Source organism: Sciscionella sediminilitoris, assembly GCF_000737195.2.
In the GTDB taxonomy this organism is placed as follows: Bacteria; Actinomycetota; Actinomycetes; order Mycobacteriales; family Pseudonocardiaceae; genus Sciscionella; species Sciscionella sediminilitoris.
Genome location: NZ_JALM01000102.1, coordinates 1 through 12448, shown reverse-complemented (window position 1 = coordinate 12448; position 12448 = coordinate 1). Strand labels below are relative to the sequence as shown.

The window sequence follows — 12448 nt, the reverse complement described above, 5'->3', positions numbered from 1 at the left end:
CTTTCTTGTCACTGCGGAGGCCGGTCGAGGAACTGGCCGACGTTGTCGCGATCGATCAGAGTGGATTCGAGTTTGATCCGGGGCGCGAGCGGTTCGCCCGCGCAGAGCTTCGCGGCGGCGATCGCCGCTTCCTTGGCCACGAGCGGATAACCGACCGTTGCGGTGAGAGGACCCGCGGAAATCCGGTGCAGTGCTTCGGCCTCACCATCCACACTGAACACTTTGATTTCGTTCTGCCGCCCAGCTTCCCGGATGGCTTGCAATGCTCCGAAAGTCATCTGGTCGTTGTGCGAGTACACTGCCTGGATCTGCCCGCGACCGAAGCGCTGCAGCATGTCCTCCATGACCTGGAGTCCGTCGGCGCGTTTGTAGTTCGCCGTCTGGGTGGCGATGATCCGAAGCCCGGAGCCTGCGATGCCCTTTCGGAAGCCGGAGCCGCGAGTGATGGTCGGGGAAGCGCCGAGGCTACCGGAAAGCTCGACCACCGATCCCCTGCCACCGAGTGCCTTGACGACGGCTTTGCCGTCGGTGACGCCGGCTTCCACGTTGTCGGAGCCGATGTAGCTGGACACATTGCCGTCCACCTGCCGGTCGGCGGTGATCACCTTGACCCCGGATCGGGTGGCCTGTGCGACAACTCCGCGCAGAGCCGCGGCGTCCTGGGGTGAGATGACCAGGACCTTGACGCCCTTGGCCAGCATGTCCGACACCTGGCTGACCTGCGCACCCGCGTCCCCCTGCGCGTCGGCCACGGTGACCTTCATGCCTGGCAGGAACTTCCGCGCGAACTCGGGGAACATCCCGGTCGTCCTCGCACCATAGGGAAACGCCGTGCTGTTCCAGGAAACACCGACGGAACAGTGCACAGTGGACGGATCGGCGTGCAGGGCAAGCTGACTCCGGCATTCGGTACCGCAGTAGACGCTGGGTGCCAGCCGGTCGCCGAGTTCCGCGGTCACCGGCCCTTCCTCCCGGGGGACCGCCGTGCAACCAGCGGCGAGCAACGCCAAGCCAAGTGCCATCAGCCGAGCCTTCATGATCGGCTTCCCTTGCGACGACGGATCGCCTGTACGGCAAGCAGTACCGCAACGAGGATCACGGCGCCCTTGACGATCTGCTGGTCGAACGGCGAGACCCCGACCAGGTTCAGCACGTTGGCCAGCACAGCGAGCAGCAGTGCGCCGAACACGGTGCCTATCGCGCCGCCGATGCCGCCGGCGAGACTGGTACCGCCGATCACCACGGCAGTGATGGCGTCCAAATTGGACAGTGCGCCCGCTGTGGGGTCGCCGACACCGAGCCGGGCCGCGCTCATGATTCCGGCCAGCCCCGCGCACAGACCACTGACGGCGTAGGCGATCACCAGTGTGCGGCTGGTGCGCACGCCGGAGAGTCGTGCCGCCTCCATACTGCCGCCGATCGCGTAGAGGAACCGCCCGAACGGCAGGTAGCGCAGGGTCAGCACGCCGATCACGGAGACCAGGAGGAAGATCACGAACGGCCCTGGTAACCCGAGCACGTCACCACTGCCGAGCAGAGACAAGAACCCGTTGCTGTTGTCGAAGGACTTGGGCCCGCCATTGGTCAGGCGAAGCGACAACCCCTGCATCGCGACCATCGTCGCGAGCGTCATGATGAACGGCTGCACACCGAACAGCGCGACGCCGAGACCGTTGAGCACGCCGACACCAGCGCCGACCGACAGCGACAGCACGATCGCGATGGGCAGGACCATTCCGGCGTCGAGGAACAGGGCCGTACACACCCCGGTCAGCGCGAGTGTCGCGCCGACCGAGAGGTCGATGCCCCCGGTGAGGATCACGAAGGTCATCCCGATGGCGATCACCCCGACGACAGCGGACTGACGGCCGACGTTGAGCAGATTGGTTGGCTGGAAGAACATTGGTACCGCGATCGCCACCACGGCGATCACGACGACGGCGATGATCAACGGCAACCAGTGCCGCCGTGCTCGCACAGTGAGGGAAGGCAGCCAACCGGCTTCGATGGCCACGGTTATCGACCTCCGACGGCGTGCGACATGATTTCCTCCTCGGTAGCGGTGTCACCGGAGAGTTCGGCGGTGACTTCGCCTTGGTGCATCACGAGAATCCGGTCGGAAAGCTCCAGCACCTCAGGCAGCTCGGACGAGATGACGATGATGGCGAGGCCTTGCCCGCACAGCTGCCGGATCAGGGTGTAAATCTCCTGCTTGGCTCCGATGTCGATACCGCGCGTCGGTTCGTCGAGTATCAACAGGTCGACACCCGCCTCGAGCCATCTGGCGAGCACGACCTTCTGCTGGTTTCCGCCGGACAACGTGCCGACCGGGGTCAGCGGGCCCGGGGTCTTGATACGGAGCTTGTCGATGTATCGGCGCGCCAGGACCTGTTCGGCCGTCGGCCGCACGGTGCGGCGACCGCGTTTGAGCAGGCTGACCAGTGAGATGTTGGCAGCGCAGGACTGACCGATGACGAGCCCTTGCGTCTTGCGTTCCTCAGGCACCAGACCGATTCCGGCCCTGATCGCCTGGAGCGGGTCGGTGATCCGCACGGGTTTCCCGTGCAGCTGAACGGTTCCGGCGTGCGGGTCGGCGCCGAAGATGGCACGCGCCATCTCGGTTCGGCCCGCACCACGCAGGCCGGCGATGCCAAGAATTTCCCCGGCGCGCACCGAGAACGAGATGTCCGAAAGCACCCCTGGTTGGGACAGTCCATCGACCTGGAGCACGGTCTTGCCGATTTTCGCACCGGGTTCGCGGTCGCCGCGCACGAAGTGACGGCCGACCATCTTCGAAACCAGTTCGTCGTGCGTGGTCTCGGCGATGATCCCCTCGCCGGTCAGTTCGCCGTCCTTGAGCACCACGTACCGATCAGCGAGGTCGAAAACCTCTTCGAGGCGGTGTGAAACGAAAATGACACTCACATCGCGCCGGCTCAGGTCACGCACCAGAGCGAGCAATCGGTCGACGTCCTCGCCACCGAGCACCGCGGTCGGCTCGTCGAGGATCAGTACGCGGGCGTTGCGGCGCAGCGCTTTCGCGATCTCGATCATCTGTTTGTCTGCAATGCTGAGTTCCCGCACCCGCTGAGCTGGTGTGACCGTCAGACCCAGTTCGGCGAGCAGGGTCGAGGCCTCTCGGTGCACGCTCCGCCAGTCGATGCGCCCACGGCCGGGGTAGCGGTTGAACATGAGATTCTCGGCGACCGTGAGTTCGGGAAACAGGCTCAGTTCCTGGTAGACGGTCGCGATGCCGAGTGCTTCCGCGCCTGCCGGTCCGGTGATCGCGGCCGGGCGTCCGTCGAGGCGAACCTCACCGGCGTCCGGTGCGTGCGCGCCGGAGAGCATGCGGATGAGCGTGGACTTGCCTGCGCCGTTCTCTCCGATCAGGGCGAGCACCGCACCGGCTTGCAGGGAGAAGCTGACGTCGCACAGCGCCTGCACCCCGCGGAAGGCCTTGCTCAGGCCGCGAGCTTCCAGACGGACCGGCACCCCCGGCTTCGGAGAGCGGACGACAGCGCTGTCCTCCGTGGAACTTGTCATGCGGTGAGCGTAAATTCCGTCTTGAACGCTCAAAATAGGCCAGCATTATTTCTTTTTCAACAGAAATAATGCTATGATCCGGCCATGGGCTCGTTGTGGACCGAGGTCGGCATCCTGCTCGAGGAGCAGAGCCTGGCCCCCGACACGCACGCCGCGCGAAGTGTCATCGGCCGCCTGATCGCGGACGGCACGCAGGTCAGCCGCAGCCAACTGGTACGAGCCACCGGCCTCGCGCGTTCCACAGTGGACAAACACCTCGATGGGCTGCTCGAAGCCGGGCTGATCGAGGACGCCGGTTTCGGCAAACAGGACGCGCGCGGCCGCCCGGCGCAGATGTTCCAGGTCAGCGCCGGGAAAGGTGTCGTACTCGTCGCCGAGGTGTCCACGCGTACCTCCCGTGTCGCACTGACCACGCTGGACAAGACGATCGTCGGGCGGCGCGAGCTGACGATCGACGTCGAAGCGGGACCGGATGTGCTGCTCGGCGCGCTCGTCGAACAGTTCCTCGCCCTGCTGAAGGAGAACGGACTCACCAAAGACGCCGCCCTCGCCGTCTCGGTCGGACTGCCGGGCCCGGTGGATTCACATCTCGGCATGGCAGTACGCCCGCCACTGATGCCCGGCTGGGACGGCTTCGGGGTGTGCCGCTTCCTAGCCGAACGACTCGGGTGCGATGTGGTCGTCGACAACGACGTGAATCTGATGGCGCTGGGGGCGGCAAGGGCACTGAAAGGTACGCACCTTCCGTTGCTCCTCGTACACATCGGCCCCGGTGTCGGTGGCGGTTTCGTCGGCGAGAACGGCAGACTGCTGCACGGTGCGGACGGCGCCGCAGTGGACATCGGGCACATTCGCGTGCCCGAACTGCCCGATGCGTTGTGCCGCTGCGGAAACCGCGGCTGCCTCGAAGCCGTCGCATCGACCAGTGCCATCGCGGCCCGATTCGACATGAGCGAGGACGAGCTACTGGCCTCGGTAACCCGCGGCGAGGCGAACACCATCAGTGTGGTCCGCGAGGTGGCCATCGTTGTCGGCCGAGTGATCGCCGACCTCGTCAACTTCTGCAATCCGGCGCGGATCGTCCTGAGCGGACCGCTCGTCCAGTGCACCGAAGAAGTGCTCGCCCAGGTCCGCAGCGTGGTCTACCAACAGTCCCGGCCACTCGCCACCCGCGATCTGTCGCTGGTACACAGTTCGCTCGGCGGCGAAGCAGGCCTCATCGGCGGCATGGTGTCCGCGATCGAGCAGGTCCTCTCACCGCGCGGGATCGCCTACCATACCCGCCCTCCAGACTCGTCGCTGCTGCCGCTCGGGCTGTGACGCTGAGGCTCACGGGACACTCGCGGTGTACCTGACCGTGCCTTCGGCTCGCATGCTCACCGGTGGGGTACCCGCGGCGCCGACCGCGGTCGGTATCGTCCTTGCTGCCCCTCCACTGTTGGTGTTGCCGGTGCTTTCCATCGCGCGGTGCCGGGCGGGACACTCGGATCGGCAAGCACGGTCGCCGATTCGAAGCAAACCCTGTTGTGTAGCTGGGTTTCCGGTGTGCTTCTGGTGGGCCGATCCCGTTGCCAGGATGGTGCTCGCAGTCGCCGCGGTCAACGCGGGAAGGCTGGCACTGCGCGGGCGCTATCAGTGCTGAGGTCCACTGTGGATGGATGGAACCGGATCGACTGCCCCGGCTGGATCTGCGCGCAGCGGTCGACATCCTGTTCGCCGACGTAGCCGATCACCGGATACCCGCCGGTCACCGGGTGATCGGCGAGGAACAGAATCGGCAGGCCGGAAGGGGGAACCTGGATGGCGCCCCTGGTGAGTCCCTCGCTCGGTAATTCCCCCTCGCGTGCGCGGTCGAGCGCAGGCCCATCCAACCGTAGCGCCGTTCGGTTGCTCTGCACGGTGACCGTGTACGGCCGGGAAACCAGGGAACGCAGAGCCTGCGCGGTGAACCACTCGATACGCGGCCCGGGAAGCAGTCCGATCCGTACCGTTCCGGTTTCCAGCGCGGGGACCGGTGCGAAGTCGACCCCCGGTTGTGGACGGCTCGGCTCGCCGACGGTGAAGCAGTCCCCCGGCGCGACCGTGGCAGGCCCGAGTCCGCCGAGCAGATCCGTCGAACGGGAACCGAGTACCGGGGCGACATCCAGCCCGCCGCGAACCGCGAGGTAGCTGCGAACCCCGGAAATCGTCATGCCGAGCCGGAATTCCTGCCCCGCGGCGAGCGTGACCGCGGCGTTGCAGGGCACACCGCGACACGGTGCACCGGTGAGGGCGACCGTGATCCGGCGGTGCGCGAGGATGTGCAGCCCGCCGAAAGTTGTCTCGAGCACGGCGACGCCCTCGTCGTTGCCGACGAGCCGGTTGGCCAGCCGGTGTGCCGCACTGTCGCATGCGCCGGACGGACCGATTCCCAGCGCGCCGTAACCAGTCCTGCCCGTGTCTTGGACGGTGGTCAGCGGACCGGTTTGCAGTACTGTGAACGCCGCGTTCATGACGCGGTGAACCGGACGCGGGTGCCCGGGGTGAGCAGTGCGGGCGGGGTACGGGACTGGTCGAAGAGCTCAACCGCCGTGCGCCCGATCAGCTGCCAGCCACCTGGCGATGAGCGTGGATACACACCGCTGAGCGCCCCGGCGAGCCCGACCGAACCAGCAGGCACATGCGTTCGCGGTGTGTCCCTTCGCGGGAGGTTCCACTCGCCGTGTACGGGATGCAGGTAGGCGAAACCCGGCGCGAAGCCGCAGAACGCTACCCGCCACTCGGTTCCGGTGTGCCTGTGGATCACCGCTTCCGTCGTACAGCCGAGGATTCCGGCGACTTCCGCCAGATCGTCCCCTTCGTAGCTGACCGGCAGCTCGACCAGCGTTTCGCTGCTTTCGTTGCCGCACGGGGCAAAAGGCGTCCGAATGGCGCGTTCCAGTTCGTCGAGCCTGGTTCGGGACGGGTCGATCTTGAACAGCACGGTCCGCGCGCCCGGTACGATATCCACAACATCGCACGGCGGATCCTCATGCCATTTCCGGTACAGGGCAAGGGCTTGCTCGATGTCGTCGAGTTCGGCGAGCAGCGCTGTCGCCCCGCTTGGCAGGATGCGCATCAGCTCGTGAACGCCCGCACCCGGACACCGGCGGCCTCCAGCCCGGCACGGATCCGGTGCGCGATCGTGACCGCGTCCTCGGTGTCACCGTGCAGGCAGACCGATTCCGGATGCAAAGTCAACGGATTGCCGTCCACATCGGCGATCGGGGCTCCGGTGGCGAGCGCGACGACCCGTTCGGCGATGGCATCGGCATCGTGCAGCACGGATCCGGGCTGCCGCCGGGAAACCAGGGTTCCCTCCGGGGTGTAGGCGCGGTCGGCGAACGCCTCAGGCACACCGCGCAGCCCGGCTTCCCCTGCCAGCCGCAACCATGCGGAGCCAGGCAGCCCGAGCACCGGAAGGTTCTTGTCGTAGCGGGAAACCGCGTCGACGACGGCGGCAGCCTGCTGCTCATGCGTCACGATCGCGTTGTACAGCGCGCCGTGCGGTTTCACGTAGCTGACACGTGTCCCGGCGATCCGCGCGAACCCGTCGAGCGCCGCGATCTGGTAGAGCACCTCGTCGGTGAGCCGCTCCGGTTCGACGTCGATGAATCTGCGACCGAAACCGGCGAGATCCCGGTAGCCGACTTGGGCTCCGATCCGCACCCCGGCCACAGCGGCGCGATCGCAGATCTTGCGCATGATCGACGGATCGCCGGCGTGGTAACCGCAGGCCACGTTGGCGCTGGTGACGATGCCGAGCAGGGCCTCGTCGTCGCCGAGATCCCAGCGACCGAAGCCCTCGCCGAGGTCGGCGTTGAGATCGATCACGATGCGAGTCCTTCCGTTGTGTGGATTCAGAACAGTTCGATGACGGGCACGATGGACTGCACGGCGAGGTAGATGGTCACCAGCCATGCGATGGTGCCGACCGCGGCGAGCCAACGGGGATACCGGTAGCCGTGCAGAAGATCCCTGCGCCGCCAAGCGATCCAGAGCAGCACGCCGATACCGATGGGCAGCAGCAGACCATTGAACGCGCCTGCGAACACCAGCAGCGTGGTCGGTGCGGCGCCGATCGAGACGTAGAGCACGGTGCTGATCGCGATGAAACCGACGACCAGCCACGTCCTGGTGCGCTCGCTGGTCCGGGTGCGCGAGGTCAGAAACGAAACGCTGGTGTAGGAGGCGCCGATGACGCTGCTGATCGATGCCGCCCAATACACCACCCCGAACATGCGCAGCCCGACCTGGCCTGCCGCGGCCTCGAACGCCGACGCCGCCTGGTTCGGGCCGCCCAGTTCGGCTCCGCCTGCCACCACACCGAGTACGGCGAGGAAGAACACGATCCGCATCACGCCGGTGATCAGTACGCCGATGATCGATCCGCGGGTGATCGTGCCGATCTGTTCCGGACCGGAAATCCCCGAGTCGAGCAGCCGGTGCGCTCCGGCGTAGACGATGTAGCCGCCGATGGTGCCGCCGAGAACCGTCGTGATGGCGAGGAAATCCACATTGTCCGGCAAGACGATATTGCGCGCGGCCGTGCCGATCGGCGGGTTCGACGTCGCCGCGACGTAGATGGTCAGCCCGATCATCACCGCACCGAGCACGATCACGATGCGGTCCATCGCCACACCCGCCTTGCGGGAGAGGAAGATCGCGATCGCGATGAGCGCGGAGAGCACGCCACCGATCCGCGGATCGAGCCCGAACATGGAGACCGTGCCGAGCCCGGTACCGCTGACGTTGCCGATGTTGAACACCAGCCCGCCGACGACGAGCAGTACCGAGAGCACCCAGCCGAGGCCCGGCAACACCTGGTTGCCCAGATCCTGGGCCCGCTGCCCGGAAATGCCGATCACCCGCCAGACGTTCACCTGCAGCAGGATGTCCATGATCACCGAGATCACGATGGCGAACGCGAACGCGGCGCCGAGCTGCACGGTGAATTCGGTGGTCTGGGTGATGAATCCCGGCCCGATCGCCGACGTGGCCATCAGGAACATGGCACCGAGCAGCTTGCGTCGCCGCACAGCCGGTTTTTCCGTGCTCGCCTGCCGATCCGGTTCGACTTCGCTCAGCGGTGGTTCGGTCATCAGTCCTCGATTCGGGAGCTCGGCCGGTCAGCAGATGCGGTAGTCGCTGTCGGCGGCGTCGGTGATGAACATGCAGCCAGGTGCATGCGTGATCGCGAACGGCGGGCGGGAGGCCATGAGCGCTGCTTGCGGGGTGACTCCGCAAGCCCAGAACACCGGGGTCTCACCGTGGCCGGGCAGCGTCGGATCGCCGAAGTCGGGCCGCGCGAGCTCGGTGATGCCGAGTGCGGCTGGATCGCCGATGTGCACCGGAGCGCCGTGCACCGCGGGCATCCGTGCGGTGACCGAGACCGCGGTTTCCACGAGTTCGTCGGGGATCGGGCGCATCGAGACGACCATCGGGCCGTGCATACGCGCGGCCGGACGGCAGCTGCGCTCGGTGCGGAACATCGCCACGTTCCGGCCTTCCCGCAGGTGCCGCACCGGAATCCCGGCATCGAGCAGTGCGGTCTCGAAGGTGAAGCTGCAGCCGATCAGGAAGGCCACGAGATCGTCGGTCCACCATTCGGCGGCGCTGGATGGTTCTTCGACCAGCTGCCCGTCTCGCCAGATCCGATAGCTCGGCAGATCGGTGCGCAGATCAGCGCCGTCAGCGAGGATCGTGTGCGGCACACCGGGATCGGTGACGTCGAGTACCGGGCACGGCACCGGATTCCGCTGGCAGAACAGCAGTACGTCATAGGCCCAATCTGCGGGAACCGCGATCAGATTCGCCTGGGCGGAACCGGTGCACCACCCGCTTGTCGGTACGGCGAGCCCAGCGCGGAACCTGGCTCGTGCCTCGGCAGGCAGGTAATCCGCCTGCCCGGCTACAGCGTCGACCATGCCGAAACCTCCAGACCGCAAGGACATGTGGCCGCACGTCGAACTCACGGTTGGCGCGCTCGACGGTGTGCGCACACCAGGAACTCCTGACGCAATGACGCCACCGCAGCACGGCGGAGTCCATTGTGCAACAAACCATAAGCAATCGTTCAACGATTTTGCAAGGGGGTGGAGGTATGTTGGTGTGCGATAGCGCGTGCGCCGGCTGTAACCGGTGCCGGATGGTCCGAGTACGAGGGAGCCGGTCGGTGATGGTCAGGAACGCGACATCGGCAGCGGTCCGCAGCGATCTGGCGGCCGACAGGGCGTTGCTCGGGCGCACCGGCACCGCTCAGCGGGTCAGCGATATCCTGCGCGAACGCATCGCCGAGGGGTACTTCGCGCCTGGGGAGCGACTTTCCGAGGACGCCATCTGCGCGGGGCTGAGCATCTCGCGCAACACGCTGCGCGAGTCGTTTCGCCTGCTCAGCAGGGACCGGCTGCTGGTGCACGAGCTCAACCGAGGGGTGTTCGTCCGTCGCCTGACCGTCGCCGATGTCATCGACCTCTACCGGGTGCGCAAGATGCTGGAATGCGCCGCAGTGCGCGAGGTCGATGGCCCGAACGAGGACATCGAGTCGATCGCCTCGGCGGTCCAGGAGGGTGACCAGGCCGCGAGCAGGCACGACTGGCAGGCGCTCGGCACCGCCGACCTGCACTTCCACCAGGCCATCGCCGCTCTCGCGGGTAGTCAGCGGGTGGACGAGTTCATGCGCGGGATTCTCGCCGAACTGCGGCTCGTCTTCCATGCGATGGACGATCCCCGCCGCTTCCACGAACGCTATTTGCCGAGGAACCACGAGATTCTCGAACGCCTCGAGGACGGCGATGGGGTGGGCGCCGAGCGCCTGCTCGCCGAGTATCTGGACGACGCGGAGCGGCAGCTGGTGAACGCCTACGCGAAGCTGGCATAGCTCCCAGCCAACGACATATCGGTTGATTGACGGATCGTTGAACGACTGGTACCTATACAAGCTGTCCGCCGACGGCCGGGAAACTGGCGTTCACAGTGGACACTCAGTTGGATCGCGTATCGCACCGGTGGAATCGAGGTTGGGCGGATACGCATCACCGTCGGCGTATCGAACACTGACACCGGGTTCCCGCGTTTCCCGCCGGGATATCCGGTCGATTGGAGCATGCGCAGTGAACGACCGCATCCGCAGACTGGGCGCGCTCGGCGGCGCGCTGGCCATGGCGCTCGGCGCTCTCCCGGCGGCCGCGGCGACCGGAACCGCAGAGCGAACAACGGGTTCAGCGATCCTGGCTGATCCGTGCCTGAATCCGACCGCCCCGCTTTCCGTTGAGCAGCAGCGCCTTTCCTGGCATCTGGCGCAGAACGGCAATCCGGACGAGCTTCAGCCGGAGTCCTTCGCCACGCAGCTGATCTCCGGCGGTGGTTTCGACCGATTCGGCCCGTCCTTCGTGCACGGGTTGTGCTCCACCACCGATTTCGGGCAGGCGAAACGGATCGTCGAGCGGAGCGGCAAGGAGCTGTGGAAGGCGGCGACGGACCGCGCGCAGCGGAAAGGAAAGGTACGCGGCACCCTGCCCTACAGCGACGACCGTCCGCTGTACTGGACCAGCCAGCAGGCGCAGGCGGCCATCCAGCAGTGGATGCCGCGATTCCAGCTTTCCGCGCAGCAGCGGACGGCACTGGTGACCGAGTTCGACAAGGCGGCACGGGGAATGCGTGATATCGATTTCCCTGCCGGTCCCGGTGTGCGGCGGATGATCGTGAGCGGTTTCGATCCCTACACGCTGATCGGCGGCGAACGCGGCAGCGCGCAGGGCGCCGTCGGGAACAACATCCGGCACGGCAACCCCTCAGGAGCTTCGGCACTGGCCATCGACGGCACGACCTACCGCGGAAAGGACGGCAAGCCGGTACGGATCGAATCGTATCTGCTACCGGTAGACTTCCCACAGTTCAAAGCGGGCTACCTGGAGGACACGGTCGGCCCGTTCATGCGGCCGGGCCCGCGGAGGGTGGACGCTTCGATCACGGTCAGCCAGGCCGGACCGAATCAGTTCGACCTCGAGCAGTGGAACGGCCGCTATCACGGAACTTCGCTCGGCAACGACGATTACGCGCCATGCCCGGAAATCGGTGACGCCGCCCAACTCGCCGTCGACAATCCGGAATGCAATACCCAGGTGGTCCCGAAATGGGGCGGACCGAGCGGATTCCAGCTGCGAAATCCGAAGCAGTTCACCGAAACGACCCTGCCGGTCAAATCGATGATCGAGGCAGGAACCGGAAGGAACGTGCCGCGCCCTCCCGGCGATGGCTGGGAAGACAAGTCCGAGGCTTTCGGTGTCGTGTGGCACACCAATTATGAGGAATTCCCGGACTGTCACACACCGAAGACAATCACCAGGAACGAACCGGTTCCGGTGGAGTTCCCACCGCCGAACCCGCCCGTCCCGCCGGATCCCGGTGCCTGCGCGCGAAGCGGCGGCGGCGGTGACTACCTCTCCAACGAGAGCGGCTACCGGAACACCTTGTTGCGCGACCGGTTCGGGCTGCGAATCCCGGCAGGGCACATCCACACGCCGGACATGCAGCATTTCGCCGAAGGGAACCGTTACCAGCCATCAGATGACACCTTCGACGCGTGGCGAAAGGCCATCGTCGCACAGACCAGGAATCTGGTCGACGTGGTCGCGAAAACCGTTTCCTGAACCGTTCACCGGTACCTGGCCTGAATCCGATCGGTGACGAGATCCGGTGCGGCGCAACGAAAAATCGTGCGCCGCACCGGACAGCGTCCCGCTCTCCACACCAGGGATACTTGCGGCGAGCACGGAACCAGCACACCCAGGGCCCAGTGCGCAGCGCTCGTCAGACACCACCGGTCGGAAGCCGGATCCCGCGCGGCTTCGCCGCGGTGACCGGTTCCGCTATGGAGAGCTTCTTC

At 66.1% G+C, this 12448-nt stretch carries 11 protein-coding genes; 3 read left to right on the top strand and 8 right to left on the bottom strand.

Annotated elements, in window-relative coordinates; all coding sequences use genetic code 11:
- Positions 1 to 8 precede the first annotated feature (8 nt).
- The 3 genes from AD72_RS30530 to AD72_RS30520 form a co-directional block, all read right to left on the bottom strand.
- Complete coding sequence (locus AD72_RS30530; RefSeq protein ID WP_197285123.1) at positions 9 to 1022, bottom strand: substrate-binding domain-containing protein; 1014 nt, start codon at positions 1020 to 1022, stop codon at positions 9 to 11.
- Positions 1023 to 1033: 11 nt separating this feature from the next.
- Positions 1034 to 1924: an ABC transporter permease gene (locus AD72_RS30525; RefSeq protein WP_156365433.1), complete on the bottom strand. Its 891-nt coding sequence runs from the start codon at positions 1922 to 1924 to the stop codon at positions 1034 to 1036.
- A gap of 92 nt (positions 1925 to 2016) precedes the next feature.
- A complete protein-coding gene (locus AD72_RS30520) occupies positions 2017 to 3543 on the bottom strand; it encodes a sugar ABC transporter ATP-binding protein (RefSeq protein WP_082469243.1) in 1527 nt (508 codons plus the stop codon).
- An 84-nt stretch (positions 3544 to 3627) separates the two neighbouring features.
- On the opposite strand from AD72_RS30520, the gene AD72_RS30515 reads away from it, so the two are divergent.
- On the top strand, positions 3628 to 4863 hold the full coding sequence (locus AD72_RS30515) for an ROK family transcriptional regulator (RefSeq protein ID WP_051899179.1): 1236 nt from the start codon (positions 3628 to 3630) through the stop codon (positions 4861 to 4863).
- A 278-nt stretch (positions 4864 to 5141) separates the two neighbouring features.
- On the opposite strand, the gene AD72_RS30510 is transcribed toward AD72_RS30515, so the two are convergent.
- From AD72_RS30510 to AD72_RS30490, 5 genes are read right to left on the bottom strand one after another with little or no spacing between them, the layout of a single operon-like run.
- Positions 5142 to 6035 (bottom strand): 5-oxoprolinase subunit C family protein, encoded by an 894-nt coding sequence (locus tag AD72_RS30510; RefSeq protein WP_051899178.1) that lies wholly within the window; start codon positions 6033 to 6035, stop codon positions 5142 to 5144.
- On the bottom strand, positions 6032 to 6640 hold the full coding sequence (locus tag AD72_RS30505; protein WP_031470095.1) for a 5-oxoprolinase subunit B family protein: 609 nt from the start codon (positions 6638 to 6640) through the stop codon (positions 6032 to 6034). The genes AD72_RS30510 and AD72_RS30505 overlap by 4 nt, the downstream gene beginning before the upstream one ends.
- Entirely contained in the window at positions 6640 to 7392 is a 753-nt protein-coding gene (locus AD72_RS30500; protein WP_231645060.1) for a LamB/YcsF family protein, read from the bottom strand. Before AD72_RS30500 ends, AD72_RS30505 begins: the two co-directional genes overlap by 1 nt.
- A gap of 29 nt (positions 7393 to 7421) precedes the next feature.
- The gene (locus tag AD72_RS30495; RefSeq protein WP_031470093.1) at positions 7422 to 8663 is read right to left on the bottom strand and encodes an NRAMP family divalent metal transporter; all 1242 of its coding nucleotides are present in this window, start codon (positions 8661 to 8663) and stop codon (positions 7422 to 7424) included.
- 27 nt (positions 8664 to 8690) lie between these two features.
- Positions 8691 to 9488 (bottom strand): putative hydro-lyase, encoded by a 798-nt coding sequence (locus tag AD72_RS30490; protein ID WP_031470092.1) that lies wholly within the window; start codon positions 9486 to 9488, stop codon positions 8691 to 8693.
- A gap of 251 nt (positions 9489 to 9739) precedes the next feature.
- Between AD72_RS30490 and AD72_RS30485 the strand changes: the two genes are divergently transcribed.
- Both AD72_RS30485 and AD72_RS30480 read left to right on the top strand, forming a co-directional pair.
- On the top strand, positions 9740 to 10441 hold the full coding sequence (locus AD72_RS30485; RefSeq protein ID WP_031470091.1) for a GntR family transcriptional regulator: 702 nt from the start codon (positions 9740 to 9742) through the stop codon (positions 10439 to 10441).
- Between the two features lie 232 nt (positions 10442 to 10673).
- The gene (locus AD72_RS30480) at positions 10674 to 12212 is read left to right on the top strand and encodes a hypothetical protein (protein WP_051899177.1); all 1539 of its coding nucleotides are present in this window, start codon (positions 10674 to 10676) and stop codon (positions 12210 to 12212) included.
- The last annotated feature ends 236 nt before the right edge of the window (positions 12213 to 12448 follow it).